Annotated in this window: 18 protein-coding genes and 1 other RNA gene; 8 read left to right on the top strand and 11 right to left on the bottom strand. The window is 51.6% G+C overall.

The genetic code is table 11. The features are described from left to right. Positions 1 to 114: 114 nt before the first annotated feature. The 6 genes from lepB to rpoE form a co-directional block, all read right to left on the bottom strand. Positions 115 to 1,092, bottom strand: coding sequence for a signal peptidase I (gene lepB / locus IV04_RS15050; protein ID WP_037395341.1), 978 nt, complete (start codon positions 1,090 to 1,092; stop codon positions 115 to 117). 31 nt (positions 1,093 to 1,123) lie between these two features. Beyond that, a complete protein-coding gene (gene lepA, locus IV04_RS15045; RefSeq protein ID WP_037395339.1) occupies positions 1,124 to 2,923 on the bottom strand; it encodes a translation elongation factor 4 in 1,800 nt (599 codons plus the stop codon). A 339-nt stretch (positions 2,924 to 3,262) separates the two neighbouring features. After that, complete coding sequence (gene rseC / locus IV04_RS15040) at positions 3,263 to 3,739, bottom strand: SoxR-reducing system protein RseC (RefSeq protein WP_037395338.1); 477 nt, start codon at positions 3,737 to 3,739, stop codon at positions 3,263 to 3,265. Further along, positions 3,736 to 4,695 (bottom strand): sigma-E factor regulatory protein RseB, encoded by a 960-nt coding sequence (gene rseB / locus IV04_RS15035; RefSeq protein ID WP_037395337.1) that lies wholly within the window; start codon positions 4,693 to 4,695, stop codon positions 3,736 to 3,738. Before rseB ends, rseC begins: the two co-directional genes overlap by 4 nt. Further along, positions 4,695 to 5,348, bottom strand: coding sequence for an anti-sigma-E factor RseA (gene rseA, locus IV04_RS15030; protein WP_037395335.1), 654 nt, complete (start codon positions 5,346 to 5,348; stop codon positions 4,695 to 4,697). The genes rseB and rseA overlap by 1 nt, the downstream gene beginning before the upstream one ends. Positions 5,349 to 5,378: 30 nt before the next feature. Beyond that, complete coding sequence (gene rpoE / locus IV04_RS15025) at positions 5,379 to 5,954, bottom strand: RNA polymerase sigma factor RpoE (protein ID WP_004929136.1); 576 nt, start codon at positions 5,952 to 5,954, stop codon at positions 5,379 to 5,381. A gap of 214 nt (positions 5,955 to 6,168) precedes the next feature. Between rpoE and nadB the strand changes: the two genes are divergently transcribed. Next, on the top strand, positions 6,169 to 7,770 hold the full coding sequence (nadB, locus tag IV04_RS15020; RefSeq protein ID WP_197062137.1) for an L-aspartate oxidase: 1,602 nt from the start codon (positions 6,169 to 6,171) through the stop codon (positions 7,768 to 7,770). A gap of 33 nt (positions 7,771 to 7,803) precedes the next feature. On the opposite strand, the gene IV04_RS15015 is transcribed toward nadB, so the two are convergent. Then, the gene (locus tag IV04_RS15015; protein ID WP_037395331.1) at positions 7,804 to 8,583 is read right to left on the bottom strand and encodes a tRNA1(Val) (adenine(37)-N6)-methyltransferase; all 780 of its coding nucleotides are present in this window, start codon (positions 8,581 to 8,583) and stop codon (positions 7,804 to 7,806) included. A gap of 98 nt (positions 8,584 to 8,681) precedes the next feature. On the opposite strand from IV04_RS15015, the gene srmB reads away from it, so the two are divergent. Continuing rightward, entirely contained in the window at positions 8,682 to 9,992 is a 1,311-nt protein-coding gene (srmB, locus tag IV04_RS15010) for an ATP-dependent RNA helicase SrmB (RefSeq protein ID WP_037395330.1), read from the top strand. Between the two features lie 143 nt (positions 9,993 to 10,135). Here the strand turns inward: srmB and grcA are convergent, their stop codons facing one another. Beyond that, the gene (gene grcA, locus IV04_RS15005) at positions 10,136 to 10,519 is read right to left on the bottom strand and encodes an autonomous glycyl radical cofactor GrcA (protein WP_021178913.1); all 384 of its coding nucleotides are present in this window, start codon (positions 10,517 to 10,519) and stop codon (positions 10,136 to 10,138) included. Positions 10,520 to 10,876: 357 nt separating this feature from the next. Here grcA and ung point away from each other — a divergent pair, with 357 nt between their 5' ends. After that, the gene (gene ung / locus IV04_RS15000) at positions 10,877 to 11,560 is read left to right on the top strand and encodes a uracil-DNA glycosylase (RefSeq protein ID WP_037395328.1); all 684 of its coding nucleotides are present in this window, start codon (positions 10,877 to 10,879) and stop codon (positions 11,558 to 11,560) included. 56 nt (positions 11,561 to 11,616) lie between these two features. Here ung and grpE read toward each other — a convergent pair whose 3' ends face one another. Continuing rightward, positions 11,617 to 12,198, bottom strand: a complete 582-nt coding sequence (gene grpE / locus IV04_RS14995; RefSeq protein WP_037395326.1) for a nucleotide exchange factor GrpE — start codon at positions 12,196 to 12,198, stop codon at positions 11,617 to 11,619. Positions 12,199 to 12,322: 124 nt separating this feature from the next. On the opposite strand from grpE, the gene nadK reads away from it, so the two are divergent. From nadK to bamE, 3 genes are all read left to right on the top strand, one after another. Further along, complete coding sequence (gene nadK, locus IV04_RS14990) at positions 12,323 to 13,201, top strand: NAD(+) kinase (RefSeq protein WP_037395325.1); 879 nt, start codon at positions 12,323 to 12,325, stop codon at positions 13,199 to 13,201. Positions 13,202 to 13,287: 86 nt separating this feature from the next. After that, positions 13,288 to 14,949: a DNA repair protein RecN gene (recN, locus tag IV04_RS14985; protein ID WP_037395324.1), complete on the top strand. Its 1,662-nt coding sequence runs from the start codon at positions 13,288 to 13,290 to the stop codon at positions 14,947 to 14,949. Between the two features lie 103 nt (positions 14,950 to 15,052). Then, the gene (gene bamE / locus IV04_RS14980; protein WP_037395323.1) at positions 15,053 to 15,391 is read left to right on the top strand and encodes an outer membrane protein assembly factor BamE; all 339 of its coding nucleotides are present in this window, start codon (positions 15,053 to 15,055) and stop codon (positions 15,389 to 15,391) included. A gap of 113 nt (positions 15,392 to 15,504) precedes the next feature. On the opposite strand, the gene IV04_RS14975 is transcribed toward bamE, so the two are convergent. Then, entirely contained in the window at positions 15,505 to 15,789 is a 285-nt protein-coding gene (locus IV04_RS14975) for an RnfH family protein (protein ID WP_037395322.1), read from the bottom strand. Further along, complete coding sequence (locus IV04_RS14970) at positions 15,782 to 16,216, bottom strand: type II toxin-antitoxin system RatA family toxin (RefSeq protein WP_037395320.1); 435 nt, start codon at positions 16,214 to 16,216, stop codon at positions 15,782 to 15,784. Before IV04_RS14970 ends, IV04_RS14975 begins: the two co-directional genes overlap by 8 nt. Before the next feature lie 161 nt (positions 16,217 to 16,377). Here IV04_RS14970 and smpB point away from each other — a divergent pair, with 161 nt between their 5' ends. Together smpB and ssrA are read left to right on the top strand one after the other, a co-directional pair. Next, the gene (smpB, locus tag IV04_RS14965; RefSeq protein ID WP_037395318.1) at positions 16,378 to 16,860 is read left to right on the top strand and encodes an SsrA-binding protein SmpB; all 483 of its coding nucleotides are present in this window, start codon (positions 16,378 to 16,380) and stop codon (positions 16,858 to 16,860) included. 49 nt (positions 16,861 to 16,909) lie between these two features. Then, positions 16,910 to 17,268: a transfer-messenger RNA gene (gene ssrA, locus IV04_RS25325) on the top strand; the annotation flags it as partial.

Below are 17,268 nucleotides of genomic sequence, written 5' to 3'. Positions count from 1 at the left end.
TTTTAACCGCAACCATACCGACGGCGGTTAAAGATAAAAGGTAAAACGCCTATACCCTAAATAATTCGAGTTGCTTGCGCTATCACCCAAGCAACTCGGAGCATGACAGGTATATTAATGAATTCCGCCAATACGGCTTAATCTAACGCCAGTTGGCCATTCACCTTCCTGCTTTTCAAAACTCATCCAGATCGTTGTTGCTTTACCCACCAGATTGCGTTCCGGCACAAAGCCCCAATAACGGCTGTCAGCACTATTATCCCGGTTGTCGCCCATCATGAAATAATGACCAGCAGGAACAACCCACTCAGCTAATTGCTGGCCCGGTTGTTGATAATAAGCGCCGATCTGATCCTGCGTACCAGGCACGGTCAGAATACGATGGGTTACGTCACCCAAGGTTTCCTTACGCTCACTCAGGCGGATACCGCCAGGTGGCACATTGTCGGTCAACGGGATCTGGAAGAAACCATTGCTGGCTTCACTCATGCCACTACGGCTGAACATTTGCACGAAATCACTTGGCTGCACATCGCTGTAAGTCACTGCCAGTGCAGTATCGCATGACTGACCGCTATTACAGGATGGCTGTATCGTGACGCGTTTATTGATCGGATCATAGCTCACACGATCGCCCGGCAGGCCAATCACACGTTTGATATAGTCCAATTTTGGATCGCGCGGGTATTTAAATACCGCAATATCACCACGCTTCGGCTGACCCGTAGGAATGAGCGTCGTCTGGGTGATCGGGTCTTTAATACCGTAGGCAAACTTTTCCACCAGAATAAAATCGCCGATCAGCAGCGTTGGCATCATTGAACCGGAAGGGATCTGGAAAGGTTCGTAAATAAACGAACGCACCACAAACACCAGTAACAATACCGGGAAAACCGAAGAGCCGGTTTCAACCCAACTCGGTTGCTTCGCCGCTTGCGCCAGCACGCTTGGGTCAATCTCACCCGTAGCCTGGGCATTGATCGCCGCAACTTTCGCCCGGCGTGCAGGAGCCCATTTAAAGCGTTCAAAGCACCAGATGATCCCGGTCACCAGTGTTGCGATTGCCAGGATCAAGGCAAACATATTCGCCATGCAAACTTCCTCGTTAAACGAGCTTCCGCTCTTACTTGCTGTCTTTGCCTACGTGCAGAATGGCCAGGAAGGCTTCCTGCGGCAACTCAACGTTACCCACCTGCTTCATGCGTTTCTTACCGTCTTTCTGTTTCTGCAGCAGTTTCTTCTTACGGCTCACGTCCCCGCCGTAACACTTCGCCAGAACGTTTTTACGCAGTTGTTTCACTGTGGCACGCGCGATAATGTGAGTGCCAATCGCTGCCTGAATCGCAATGTCGAACTGCTGGCGAGGGATCAGCTCTTTCATCTTCTCCACCAAATCACGGCCACGATACTGGGAGTTATCACGGTGAGTGATCAACGCCAGCGCATCCACACGTTCGTTGTTGATCAACACATCAACACGCACCATGTCAGAGGTCTGGAAACGTTTGAAGTTATAATCAAGCGACGCATAACCACGCGAGGTTGACTTCAGGCGATCGAAGAAGTCGAGCACCACTTCTGCCATTGGAATTTCGTAGGTCAACGCCACCTGATTACCGTGGTAAACCATGTTGGTCTGTACGCCACGTTTCTCAATGCACAGCGTAATCACGTTGCCGAGATATTCCTGCGGCATCAGCATATGACATTCAGCAATCGGCTCGCGCAGTTCGGCAATATTGTTCAGCGGCGGCAGCTTGGAAGGGCTATCGACATAAATAGTTTCTTTGCTGGTAGTTTCGACTTCATAAACTACCGTTGGGGCGGTGGTGATCAGTTCCAGATCATACTCACGCTCCAAACGCTCCTGAATGATCTCCATGTGCAGTAAGCCCAGGAAACCGCAGCGGAAACCGAAGCCCAGCGCCGTGGAGCTTTCTGGTTCGTAGAACAGGGAAGCATCGTTCAGGCTCAGTTTACCCAACGCATCGCGGAAGGCTTCGTAGTCGTCAGAGCTGATTGGGAACAGGCCTGCGTAGACCTGTGGCTTCACTTTCTTGAAACCCGGCAGCATTTTTTCTGCCGGTTGACGCGCCAGTGTCAGAGTATCCCCTACCGGTGCACCAAGAATGTCTTTGATTGCACAAACCAGCCAACCCACTTCGCCACAGTTCAACACCTCGCGGTCAACACGCTTTGGCGTGAAAATACCCAGACGATCCGCGTTATAAGTTTGGCCGGTGCTCATGACCTTGACCTTGTCACCCTTGCGCAGCGTACCGTTCTTGACGCGAATCAGAGAAACCACGCCCAGATAGTTGTCGAACCAAGAGTCAATAATCAATGCCTGCAGTGGTGCATCAGGGTCACCTTCTGGCGGCGGAATATCGCGCACCAGGCGCTCCAGAACCTCTGGCACGCCCAAACCGGTCTTCGCTGAACAGCGAACCGCATCGGTAGCATCAATACCCACGATATCTTCGATTTCCTGCGCTGCACGATCGGGATCGGCGGCTGGCAGGTCGATCTTGTTCAAGACCGGCACCACTTCCAGATTCATGTCCAGTGCGGTATAGCAGTTAGCCAATGTCTGAGCTTCTACGCCCTGCCCGGCATCTACCACCAGTAATGCGCCTTCACAGGCAGCCAAAGAACGAGAAACCTCATAAGAGAAGTCAACGTGCCCTGGAGTATCAATAAAGTTAAGCTGATATGTTTGACCATCAGGAGCGTGGTAATCGAGCGTTACGCTCTGCGCTTTGATGGTAATACCGCGCTCACGCTCCAGATCCATTGAATCTAGAACCTGCGCCGCCATTTCACGCTCGGTCAAGCCACCGCAGATTTGAATAATACGGTCTGACAGCGTCGACTTACCGTGGTCAATATGGGCAATAATGGAGAAATTTCGTATATGCTTCATTATAAAAGTTTTTCTGCCTTGGTATTTCTGAATTACTCGCCTATGGAAACCCGCATGGACATAAAGCGACAGTGAATGGGTTCGTTCGGCCATCTTTCGCCTGAATCGCAGCATTCTACATGCCACACCACTGAAAACCTAGCGCTCGGTGCAGTGACAGCACTGTATTATGCTTACTTTAGTGTTGCAGAGCGTCAGGAGTTTTGAAAGGAGCTATTAGTAAATAACAATCACGACAAGCTCGCTGATTCAAGCGTGGGAAATGAGGAGGCCGCTAGAGTGGTTTCTGCCATTACATACACATCCACCCGCGCAGCATGACAGAACCTGACGATAATTTTAGAACGGAGTATCACTCTCTGGATGCAAACGCAGAACGCCCGGCGGTAAGCCGATTTGCAGTACTACTGGCTGGTATTCGGCCTGTTCGCCAAGCCGCGTCGCCAGCAACCGGGCCACGAAGAAAGCCGAAGTGCCACCGACAACGGCACCGAGCAGGGCCGCAGCATCGCTGCCCATCCACCATTGCAGTAAACCGCCACCAAGCATCATGCCAAGCAACGGGGTCATATAAACCAGCACTGCCGAACGCAATAAGCTGCCTTCAGCAATACCCACCTCAACCCGTTGCCCTGGCTCAAGCGGCTGCTCAATACGCACCTGCAAATGATGCTCATTTTCTGCTACCAGTTCATTCAACGCATGAGCACCACAACCAGAACGCGCCTTACAACTGCCACAACCCGCCTTAGGTTCGCAGCGCAGCAACGCCACGCCTTGCTGCCATGAAACCACGGTTGCCCACTCTTTGATCATGGCGGTGATACCTTGAAAGAAATGCTGTCAGCAATCCGTTTAGCCGTTGATGGCGGCAGTTCACCCACCACGGTAATTTCATTGCCATTACGAATTTCGGTCTGAATAGTGCGGCGGCCTTGACGGTAAAACTGCTGACCAGCCTTGTTACCTGATGGAGTGACGTTCACTGAAAAGCTGAATAACCCGTCGCTGTAGAGCCGCGATTCAACAAGCTCCTCAACATTCGGCAACTTGCGGCGATTACGAGCAACCTCATTGACGCCAGCAGGCAACCAGCCCGTGCTCCAGCTCAACTGAGTATTTTCTGCGGCAGGCAACGACAGCAATGGTGGCAGATTAGCCTTGAGTAACCCGCGCATCACGTTCTTCACCTGATCGCCCATCACGAATGAGATCACCCGGTACTGTTCTAACGTTTCACCATCACGATCGAGCAGATCCACCCGCAGTGGCAGTTTGCTCTCCGTATCCAGCCAGACCACATAGCTATAACGCGAGCCATCACGCGCAACAACGCGGAACACTTCGCTCGGACGATCGGAGATACGGGTTTGGCCAACGGCAATGATGTCGTAGTACTTCGCCAGATAATTGAAATCGGCATAGGCAATCGAAGGCAACACATCAACGATATGATCGCCGGATAAGGTGAAAGGCTCAAGACCAGGTTCGAAATAGCTGATCCCACCACCGCGCTGCAACACTTCACGGCGCGGGCCATCCATATGCAACAGTTGCCCCAGAGGTTGCTTATCGATCACTGCGTGACGATAACGCAACGACTCTATCCCCTGTTTGCTGATGCTGATATAGGCGAGTTCATAATTGAGTGAACGGCTAGCGCTGCTCATTTGTTGCAACATCGCCACAGACGCACTCTGCTGCGCTGCGGCGATGTTTGAAGAGAGCAGGCTGCCCGTCAGTAGACAGACGGAGAACCAGATTTGCTTCATTACTGCTGTTGCATTCCTAAAGACTGGGTTCCAGGAACCTGAACAGCCGCTTGTTGTGGAGAACTCTGTTCAAGCTGCAACTGATCAGAATGCAGACGGCGCTGCAGTTCATAGTCCTGCAGCATAGCGTTGATACGCTTACGTTGTTCCTGAACCTGCTGTTGCTGACCACTGCCGGTAGATAAGCTATCTGCTGGCACGCCCAAACTCACCGGAGAAGGCTGCCCCATGATCGGCAATGTATTGAACACAGGCGTTTCAGAAACACCGGATTGCACATTTGGCTGGTTATAGTGCTGCACGCCTACAATCACGGCCAGAGACACACAGGCGGCCACACCAACTTGTGTGATTTGACTGGCCCAAGGACGAACCTTGTTCCAGAAAGGCATTTTTCCCCAAGTGCGAGGCTCAGGCTGAGACTCGGTAACGGCTGAAGGAACCAGACGAACAGGTTCTTTCTCCAGCGCTGCGGCAACACGATCTGCGATATCGAGATGCATGACTTGCCCTATATCACCCCGTAATGTGTCACGGATCAGGTGATAGCTCTGCCAGCTTTGTTGAAGCGCTTTATCTTTGCACAATGAACTTAACAGCTCATTGTCGAGCGTTTCACCATCCATCAGAGCGGAAAGCTTTTCTTTCTGCATACCTAAGTACCCTTCCTGTGTCCGCTATCGCTAGCGTTGGATCAGTGGTTGAACTTTGTTATCGATAGCTTCCCTGGCACGGAAAATACGCGAACGTACTGTTCCCACCGGGCAGTCCATGATAGCGGCTATCTCTTCATAGCTTAGGCCATCTAACTCCCTCAAGGTAATCGCCATGCGAAGATCCTCGGGAAGTGACTCAATCGTACGGAAAACTATCTGTCTCAACTCTTCTGACAACATTAAGTTCTCAGGGTTCGAAATTTCTTTCAGTGCACCGGCACTTTCGTAATTTTCAGCATCGTTAGCATCCACATCGCTTGACGGTGGACGCCGCCCCTGAGCAACCAGGTAATTTTTTGCCGTGTTCACGGCGATTCGATATAACCAGGTATAAAAGGCGCTATCACCGCGGAATGACTCCAGTGCGCGATAGGCTTTAATAAACGACTCCTGCACCACATCAGGCACATCACCCTGCGGCACATAGCGGGAAACCAGACTCGCCACCTTATGCTGATAACGCACTACCAGCAGGTTAAAAGACTTCTGATCGCCTTTCTGGACTCGCTCAACCAGCACCTGATCCGTTAACTGCTCGCTCATCCGAGGTAAACTCTCCCCAAATCCGTCTCCACGCGTAAAATAGTACTGCCAGCCATACATTAATCTTCCTGAGCAAGCACTCGCTTGGAGTTCATATGGAACACGAAGTTCCATATCGCCATTGTTTTTCTGCTGATGTCACCCTACCCGTGGCTTTTGCCCGGACAAGTAGGCTAACATGAATTTCACTCTTCTTCTGCACACATCATACGTTATGCAACCATCATCTGAATATGTTAGCGATGTACTGATCGTCGGCAGCGGTGCTGCGGGCTTGTCACTGGCCTTGCGTCTGGCGCAACATTGTAAGGTTACCGTACTCAGCAAAGGCCCTCTGAATGAAGGCGCAACCTTTTACGCTCAAGGCGGGATCGCCGCAGTGTTTGACGAAACGGACAGCATTGCCTCACACGTTGATGACACTCTGATTGCCGGAGCCGGTCTGTGTGATAAAGACGCCGTCGAATTTATTGCTGGAAACGCACGCCACTGCGTACAGTGGTTGATCGATCAGGGTGTTCTGTTTGACACCGAAACCAACTCCCGAGGTGAAGAACGCTACCACCTGACGCGTGAAGGCGGGCACAGCCACCGCCGTATCTTGCACGCAGCAGATGCTACCGGTAAAGAAGTAGAGACCACCCTGGTAGGGAAAGCAAGCGCTCACCCCAATATTTGTGTGATGGAACGCCACAATGCGGTTGACCTGATCACCTCCAATAAAATCGGCCTGCCGGGCACTAAACGCGTAGTGGGCGCTTACGTTTGGAACCGCGAGCAGGAGCAGGTAGAGACTTATCGCGCCAAAACGGTGGTATTAGCCACTGGCGGCGCCGCCAAGGTCTATCAGTACACTACCAACCCGGATATCTCCTCCGGCGACGGCATTGCCATGGCCTGGCGTGCTGGCTGCCGGGTTGCCAATCTGGAGTTCAACCAGTTCCACCCGACCTGCCTGTTCCACCCGCAGGCGCGTAACTTCCTGCTGACAGAAGCGCTGCGCGGCGAAGGGGCTTATTTGAAACGCCCAGACGGCAGCCGTTTTATGCCCGATTTCGATCCACGTGGCGAGTTGGCTCCGCGCGATATCGTGGCACGCGCCATTGACCATGAAATGAAACGCCTGGGTGCAGACTGCATGTATCTGGACATCAGCCATAAACCAGCCGAATTTATCACCCAGCATTTCCCGATGATCCACGAAAAACTGCTGACGCTGGGGTTTGATCTGACCAAACAGCCGATCCCGATTGTGCCTGCAGCGCACTACACCTGCGGCGGCGTCATGGTCGATCAGCATGGGCGAACCGATCTGGATGGTTTATACGCCATCGGCGAGGTCAGCTATACCGGCCTGCACGGTGCCAACCGCATGGCGTCTAATTCACTGCTGGAATGCCTGGTTTACGGCTGGTCTGCCGCCGAAGATATTCTGACGCGTCTGCCCACCATCAAGCTCGCCAAACAGTTGCCGCAATGGGATGAAAGCCGGGTAGATGACTCCGACGAGCGCGTGGTGATCCAGCATAACTGGCACGAACTGCGGCTGTTTATGTGGGATTATGTGGGCATTGTACGCACCACCAAACGCCTGGAACGCGCACTGCGACGCATCAATATGCTGCAGCAGGAGATCGACGAGTACTATGCCAACTTCCGTATCTCCAACAACCTGTTAGAGTTACGCAATCTGGTGCAAGTAGCGGAACTGATCGTACGCAGCGCAATGGCGCGCCAAGAAAGCCGTGGGCTGCATTTCACCCTGGATTACCCCGATATGCTGCCAGAACCCAAACCAACCATTCTGCAGCCTTGAACCTGTTTCCCCTCTTGTTCTGAGAGGGGAACTTCAATAATTCAGATAGAAATCAGTAATCAACTGGCGGAAATCAGCGGTATAGCTGCCATCCACCAATTTTATCGCCAATTCAGTTTCTTCCTTTTCTACCGGGCTGCGAGCCAGCGCCAGCAACATGCGGTGCTTCTGCGTATCGGCCCGATCGCTGATATTCAGCCGCCGGGCAGTCTGCCAACCACGTTGGTGTGCGTTTACTTCAAACGCTTCACCAATCCCATAGGGCAACACTACGCAAAAATAGCCGCCCTCATTGAGCAAACGCTCGGCACAATCCAGCAGAGCATCATGAGTCAGGGTTTCGGTATAACGGGCGTGGGTTCGGGCCAGATCGCGGCAGGCGACAGCGGACTCAAAGTACGGTGGATTGCTAACGATCAGGTCATAGTAATGTGTATGTTGTTGGGCAAAATGGTGGATATCTTGGCTATGCACGTTAATCTTTTGCGGCCAGGGCGATTCCAGCACATTTTCACGAGCCTGAACGGCAGCGGCATGATCCAGTTCAACCGCGTCGATGATCACCTCCGTCGCCGCCCGCTGCGCCAGCATCAGCGCAATTAATCCGCTACCACAACCAATATCCAGGATCCGCCGAGCCTGCCCTAATGCCACCCAGGCACCAAGCATCACGCCATCAGTACCCACTTTCATCGCACAGCGATCGTGGGCAACAAAAAATTGCTTGAAGGTAAACCCGCCACGGCGCGGCGTCGGTTTGGTTGTAGTTTGATTACGCACAATAGCCACCTGGAGACAAAACTGGCGTAGCATAAGGCAATCTGATCCAGGGTAAAAGAGATGCTTTCCTTAAAAAGGGTGAACCCTGAGGCTAACCCGTCTATAATCGGCGCCCCAAGTAGAGGTAGACCATGACAGCAACCCAATTTTCCGAACTCGAACTCGATGAACGCCTAATCACCGCATTGCGTGATAAAGGCTACGATCGCCCCACCGCAATTCAAGCCGAAGCGATCCCGCCGGCCATGGATGGGCGCGATGTATTAGGTTCGGCTCCGACTGGCACCGGCAAAACCGCCGCATTTTTACTGCCCGTTTTGCAGCACCTGCTCGACTTCCCGCGTAAGAAATCGGGCCCGCCGCGCGTATTGATCCTGACTCCAACGCGCGAACTAGCAATGCAGGTAGCCGATCAGGCGCGTGAATTAGCTGCTCATACCTCGTTGGACGTCGCCACGATCACTGGCGGCGTGGCCTACATGAACCACGCGGAAGTGTTCAGTGAAAACCAGGATATTGTGGTTGCCACTACTGGCCGCCTGCTGCAATACATCAAAGAAGAAAACTTTGACTGTCGCGCGGTTGAAACCCTGATCCTCGACGAAGCCGATCGCATGCTTGATATGGGATTCGCTCAGGATATCGAAACCATTTCTGCCGAAACTCGCTGGCGTAACCAAACGCTGCTGTTCTCGGCAACGCTGGAAGGCGAGGCCATTCGTGAATTTGCCGAACGCATTCTCAAAGAGCCGGTGGAAGTAGAAGCCGACCCTTCACGCCGCGAACGCAAAAAAATCCTGCAGTGGTATTACCGTGCTGATGACGTGAAGCATAAAACCGCCCTGCTGGTGCATTTGTTGAAACAGCCAGACGTGCAAAAATCCGTCATCTTCGTGCGCAAACGTGAGCGAGTGCATGAACTGGCGGCTTGGCTGCGCGAGGCAGGTATCAACACCTGCTATCTCGAAGGTGAAATGGTGCAGGCCAAGCGTAACGAAGCGGTCAAACGCATGATGGATGGCCGGGTGAACGTGCTGGTTGCTACCGACGTTGCCGCTCGTGGCCTGGATATTCTGGATATCACCCACGTGTTCAACTTTGACATGCCGCGCACGGCAGACACCTATCTGCACCGGATTGGCCGAACTGGCCGCGCCGGGCGCAAAGGTACAGCAATTTCTTTGGTTGAAGCACACGATCATCTGTTGCTGGGTAAAGTGGGCCGTTATCTGAATGAACCCCTGAAAGCCCGCGTGATTGATGAACTGCGCCCGACGACCAAGCCACCAAGCGAGAAGAGCAACGGCAAACCGTCGAAGAAGGTGCTGGCTAAACGCGCAGAAGACAAGCTGAAGAATAAAGAGAAAGCCAAGGTGAAAGTGCGCCATCGCGACGCGAAAAACGTCGGTAAACGCCGCCAGCCAAAAGCTCAATCCGAATAAGAGCGTTGCCTTAACCGTAGAGAACCGCCTTTCATCGGCGGTTTTTTTTATGTTCCCAATAGCGGGAAATATCTGTTCTCAACCTTACTTTCTATGCATTAAAAAGGGGAGCCGAAGCTCCCCCTTTGCACTGCAGCCTGAAATTACAGGCTTTCAGTAAAGGTACGTGCAATAACGTCACGTTGCTGTTCTGGTGTCAGTGAGTTGAAGCGCACTGCATAGCCAGAAACACGGATGGTCAGTTGCGGGTATTTTTCCGGATTCTTAACCGCATCTTCCAGTGTTTCACGGCGCAGCACGTTCACGTTAAGGTGCTGACCACCTTCAACACGCACGGTTGGCTGCATTTCCATTGGCACTTCGCGATATTCGATCTGGCCCAGTTCACTGACAGGAACGATCTGATCTTCTGCATAATCAGCCTTGGCGCACACGCAGCGAGCTTCTGACTTCTCTTCATCCAGCAGCCAGAAAGAGTTCACCAGTGCCTGATTGTTCGCTTTAGTGATTTGAATACCAGTAATCATTTTGTTGCCTCCGTAATAAGGGAGAAAAATTTCTACGTTGTCGAAAACCCACCAAGGGCTTCGGCTATTTGGTAAAACCAATGTTGTCTTATTGTTCTGTATACCAGTCTGACCAGGTGAATTCCTTGATTAAGGTCAATTTTTGCGGGGTGTCAGTATAGCCAGAAAAGGCAAATTCATGTTTTATATCAATTTTACCATTTCTCTCTTTAAAATTATTTTTGTAAATTTTAAAAAATATTTGCATGTCCGGTCCACCAGACTTGTGGAACGAATGATAAAAGCGGGTTTCACTACGCTAAGGTAAGCGGTAAGCTATGCACAGTGAATTGCTAACAAAAACAAAGGAGAGCGTTTATGTCTACCTCCCTCACCTGGCATGACGTCATTGGCAAAGAAAAAGAGCAACCTTATTTTCTTGAAACGCTCGCCTTTGTTGCCACAGAACGCCAGTCTGGTAAGACCATTTATCCACCACAAAAAGACGTGTTTAATGCCTTCAGGTTTACTGAACTGGCAGATGTCAAAGTAGTTATCCTCGGGCAGGATCCTTACCATGGCCCCAATCAGGCCCACGGCCTGTCATTTTCTGTGCGCCCCGGCATCCCAGCACCACCATCATTGGTCAATATGTATAAGGAACTGATGACCGATATCCCCGGTTTTGAACGCCCAGACCATGGTTACCTGCAAAGCTGGGCCGAGCAAGGTGTGCTGCTGCTGAATACCGTGTTAACCGTTGAAGCGGGTAAGGCACACTCTCATGCCAATCTGGGCTGGGAAACCTTTACCGATAAGGTGATTGCTGCGCTGAACGAACATCGTGAAGGAGTGGTATTTCTGTTATGGGGTTCACATGCGCAAAAGAAAGGGAACTTTATCGATCGCCAACGCCATCACGTCCTGAAAGCGCCTCATCCTTCCCCGCTTTCCGCACATCGTGGTTTTCTCGGTTGTCGCCATTTCTCACAAGCTAATCAATTGCTTGAACAGCAAGGCTCACAGCCAATCGACTGGACACCGCGTTTACCACAAGCCTAATACAGCGACAAACAACAAGGGCGCCCTCGGGCGCCCTGGCTTATCACTACCCAAATTTACGCTTTAGTTTTAGCCACCGCGACCATGGCCGGGCGCAACAGACGTCCATTCAGCGTATAGCCTTTTTGCATCACCATCATCACATGGTTTGGTTGATGCTCATCAGACTCCATCATGCTCATCGCCTGATGCACATCTGGGTTGAATGGCACATTGATATCACCAACAATCTCAATACCGTACTTACGCACCGCATCCAGCAGCGATTTCAGAGTCAGCTCAATACCTTCGATCATCGGAGCTAAATCCGGGTTGTTTTTGTCTGCCAATTCAAGCGCACGCTCAAGGTTATCGATCACAGGCAACAGATCGCCAGAGAATTTCTCCAAAGCGAATTTGTGCGCTTTTTCAATATCCAACTCAGTACGACGACGGACGTTTTCCATCTCGGCCTTGGCACGCAGCAGGCTTTCGCGCTCACGTTGCTGAACCTCAGCCAGTTGGGCCTCCAGTTCAGTAATGCGTTCATCGCGCAGATCGACACCTTCCATCATCTCTGGCAGGGTTTCCTCGTGCTGAGCTTGTTCCATCTCTTCCGAGAATTGCTCGTTTGGCGTCTTCTGTTCTTTATTACTCATGAATATCTCCGCGTTTTAGCATTAATCTCGCAACTTGGCTTATTATGGGGATCAAAACCGGGGTTTCAAGTCAACCGGTCACAATGTGGGGCATAAACCAGCCCTGGTGAGGAAAATCACAACAATGAATAAAAAATTTACATGTATTGGCATTGTTGGCCACCCGCGTCACCCTTCGGCCCTAGCAACGCATGAGATGCTGTTCCACTGGCTGGTCGCCCGTGGTTATTCGGTGATGCTTGAACGCCAGATCGCCCACGATCTCGGGCTGAAAGACGTTGTCACCGGCAGCCTGGCAGACATTGGTCAGCAGGCCGATCTGGCGGTAGTGGTCGGCGGTGATGGCAATATGTTGGGAGCCGCGCGCGTGCTGGCGCGTTACGACATCAAGGTGATCGGCGTTAACCGCGGCAATCTGGGTTTCTTGACCGATCTCGATCCTGATAACGCTTTGCAGCAACTGGCTGACGTGCTGGAAGGTGAGTACATCGACGAACAACGTTTCTTGTTAGAAACCATCGTGCATAAAGAGCACCAGCAATGCCGTGTCAGTACCGCGATTAACGAAGTGGTACTGCATCCAGGCAAAGTGGCACACATGATTGAATTTGAAGTGTATATTGACGATCGCTTCGCATTTTCTCAACGTTCAGACGGCCTGATCATTGCCACCCCAACCGGCTCTACGGCCTATTCACTTTCCGCTGGCGGGCCAATATTAACCCCTTCGCTGGAAGCCATTGCGCTGGTTCCGATGTTCCCGCATACGCTTTCCGCACGGCCACTGGTCATCAATGGCAGCAGCACTATTCGGCTGAAGTTTTCCCAAGTTGGCCGCGATCTGGAAATCAGTTGCGACAGCCAGATTGCATTGCCCATACAGGAAGGTGAAGAGGTCTTGATTCGCCGTAGTGACTTCCACTTGAATCTTATTCATCCGAAGGACTACAGCTATTTCAATACATTGAGCACCAAACTGGGGTGGTCAAAAAAATTGTTCTAAAAATAGTGCCAGCTACTTTACTGTATATAAAACCAGTTTATACTGTATGAAATAACAGTTGTGTTTTTATACACAGGAAGGTCCCTATGCTGGCACAATTAACCATCAGCAACTTTGCTATCGTTCGTGAGTTGGAGATCGATTTTCAACCGGGCATGACGGCAATTACCGGTGAAACCGGTGCCGGTAAGTCAATTGCCATTGATGCACTCGGTCTATGCCTCGGTAACCGTGCCGACGGCCAGGCCGTTCGTTTAGGGGCCAATCGTGCCGATATCTGTGCGCGCTTTTCTCTGGCAGATACCCCTTCTGCCCGCGAATGGCTGGAACAGAACCAGCTTGATGACAGCAACGAATGCCTGCTACGCCGCGTGATTGGTGCTGATGGCCGTTCACGCGGTTTTATCAACGGCACTGCCGTCCCGCTTTCTCAACTGCGTGAGCTGGGCCAACGTCTGATCCAGATCCACGGCCAACATGCACACCAGTTGCTGCTAAAGCCCGAGCACCAGAAACAATTGTTAGACGCCTATGCCAGCGAGCCTGCGCTACAAACGGCAATGCGCCAAGCTTATCAGCGCTGGCACCAAAGTTGCCGCGAACTGGCGCATCATCAGCAGCAATCCATTGAGCGTGATGCCCGCAAACAGCTGCTGCAATATCAGTTGAAAGAGCTGAACGAGTTTGCCCCACAGGCGGGGGAATTTGAACTCATCGACACTGAATACAAACGCCTGGCTAACAGCGGCCAATTGTTGACGCTCAGCCAACAGGCATTGCAACTGCTGGCCGATGATGAAGAACACAATATGCTCAGCCAGCTTTATAGCACCAAGCATCTGCTGGTTGAGCTGGCAAGCATGGACGAAAAACTCAACGGCCTGCTGGATATGCTCGAAGAGGCCTCGATCCAAATCAGCGAAGCCAGTGACGAACTGCGCCATTACACCGATCGCATGGATCTCGATCCCAACCGGTTGTATGAGCTGGAACAACGTCTTTCACGCCAAATCAGCCTGGCACGCAAGCATCATGTTTCACCAGAGGAGTTGCCCAATCTGCATCAGCAGTTGCTTGATGAGCAACTGCTACTTTCCCAACAGGAAAGCGATCATCAGCATCTCAGCGCAGCGGTTGCTCAGCATCATCAACAAGCGTTGGTGCTGGCTGAACAGCTCCATCAGAAACGCCAGCATTATGCCGCAGAGCTGACAGCACTGATTACCGACAGCATGAATACCCTCTCAATGCCGCACGGTAAATTCCATATCGATGTACGCTTTGAGCCCGAGTATCTCAGCAGTGAAGGGGCAAATCGCGTCGAGTTTTGTGTCTCCACCAACCCTGGGCAACCGTTGCAACCTTTGGCCAAGGTGGCTTCTGGCGGTGAGCTTTCCCGTATCGCGTTAGCCATTCAGGTGATTACCGCTCGTAAAATGGAAACTCCGGCCTTGATTTTTGATGAAGTCGATGTCGGGATCAGTGGCCCAACGGCGGCGATTGTTGGCCGCCTGCTGCGCCAACTGGGCGAATCGACCCAGGTGATGTGTGTAACTCACTTACCGCAGGTCGCCGGTTGCGGTCATCAGCATTTCTTTGTCAGCAAACAAACTGACGGCACAGAAACCGAAACCCAGATGTCGCCACTCGACAAACGAGCCCGTTTGCAAGAGCTGGCACGCCTGCTCGGTGGCAGCGCAGTCACTAAAAACACACTGGCAAACGCAAAAGAATTGCTGGCCGCATAACTTTTTTGCTTTCCTGAGGTCATATTGGAGCCCTGTAAAGGTTCCCAACTGCTGCAAGGTCTATTATCATCGGCATCCTATGCCCTAAAGGAATGTGATTACTATGCGCTGTAAAACGCTGACAGCTGCCGCTGTGGTTCTTGTGATGCTGACTGCAGGCTGTTCTACTTTCGAGAAGGTGGTTTACCGGCCTGATATCAACCAGGGTAACTACCTGACATCCACCGATGTGGCGAAAGTCCACAAAGGAATGACGCAACAACAGGTTGCTTATACGTTGGGCACGCCAATGATGCAGGATCCGTTCGGCACTAAGACGTGGTTCTATGTATTCCGCCAGCAGCCTGGCCATGAGAAAGTCACGCAACAGACGCTGACACTGACTTTCGACAGTGCAGGTGTACTGACCGATATGCAGAATAAAACCGCGCTGACGCAGTAAATTGAGCCGGATCTGTCATCCGGCCCGTGAGGAAGTTCGTCATTCTTTACGACAGTCACAGGCTGCAACTCGGAAGATAAGATTCTGATGAAAAATAAGGCGCTAATTGCGCCTTATTTTTTTGCTTTCTCTGCCCGCTGGCGGCGCAGTTCTTTAGGATCGGCAATCAAGGGCCGATAGATTTCCACCCGGTCACCGTCATTAAGCACATCGCCCAATTTGGCAGGTCGGCTGTAGATCCCGACTTTATTGCTGCTTAAATCGATATCACTGCGCAGTTCAAGCAACCCAGAGGCCAAAATCGCCTGCTCAACGCTACTGCCCTGCGCCAATTTTACCTGGCGCACATACTGGCGCTCTGGCAATGCGTAAACCACCTCAACCTGGATTTCAGACATTGTAAATCTCTTTTGCCCGCTGGGTGAACGCCTGCACCATATTGCCCGCCAGCTCTTTGAATACTTTACCGAAAGCCAATTCGATCAGCTTGTTGGTGAACTCAAAATCCAGATGCAATTCAACCTTACAGGCTTCTGGGCTCAACGCGGTGAACTGCCAGCCCCCCATCAATTTACGAAACGGGCCATCAACCAGTTGCATGTTAATGCGTTGGTTATCGTGCAACGTGTTACGCGTAGTAAACGTCTTACTGATACCGGCTTTCGCAACATCAACCGCTGCGGTCATTTCATTATGAGAATAAGCAATCACCCGGCTACCGGTGCAACCAGGTAGAAAATCGGGATAAGAGTGAACATCATTAACCAACTGATACATCTGCTCGGCGCTGAACGGCACCAATGCAGACCGACTGATCTGAGGCATATCATTTCCTGTGAAACATAAAACGTACAGATAATACCATTTATCTATCATCAGACAAAAAATCCGCTGCACATTTAACGGTGCAAAAACGCATGAAATTGCGCAGGTGCCGAACGGGAAAGGATTTCTTTCGCTGCCGCATCTAGTATAATGCTCACACTATGACTAAGAAAAAAGCCTACAAGCCCGGTTCCGCTACCATTGCGCAAAATAAGCGAGCACGTTTCGAATACTTCATTGAAGAAGAGATTGAAGCGGGCTTGTCGCTGCAAGGTTGGGAAGTAAAATCACTGCGTGCTGGCAAAGCTAACATCAGCGACAGCTACGTGATGTTCCGTAACGGTGAAGCCTATCTGTTTGGTGCCACCATCACACCGCTGAACGTCGCTTCGACCCATGTAGTATGCGATCCCACACGTTCCCGCAAACTGCTGCTAAAAAAACGTGAGCTCGACTCGCTGATTGGCCGCGTTAACCGCGATGGCTACACTCTTGTTGCCTTATCCATGTATTGGAAAAATGCCTGGAGCAAGGTGAAGATCGGTGTTGCCAAAGGTAAGAAAGAACACGATAAGCGCGATGACATCAAAGATCGTGAATGGCAGACGGCGAAAGCCCGTATCATGAAGCATGCCAATCGTTAAGCTGCTGGCTTAACAGGGTAAACTTCTGTTATACTGCTCACAGTTACTTGGGGCTGATTCTGGATTCGACGGGATTTGCGAAGCCCAAGGAGCATGCCGAGGGGCGGTTTGCCTCGTAAAAAGCCGCAAAAAAATAGTCGCAAACGACGAAAACTACGCACTAGCAGCTTAATACCCTGCTTAGAGCCCTCTCTCCCTAGCCTCCGCTCTTAGGACGGGGATCAAGAGAGGTCAAACCCAAAAGAGATCGCGTGGATGTCCTGCCTGGGGCTGAAGCGTTAAATCCAATCAGGCTAGTTTGTTAGTGGCGTGTCCATCCGCAGCTGACCGGCGAATGTAAAGATTGGACTAAGCATGTAGTGCCGACGGTGTAGTAATTTCGGACGGGGGTTCAAATCCCCCCAGCTC

It is taken from the genome of Serratia sp. Ag1 (assembly GCF_000743355.1).
In the GTDB taxonomy this organism is placed as follows: domain Bacteria; phylum Pseudomonadota; class Gammaproteobacteria; order Enterobacterales; family Enterobacteriaceae; genus Chania.
The sequence above is the reverse complement of the archived record's forward strand: the minus strand, read 5'-3'. Positions and strand labels throughout refer to the sequence as shown.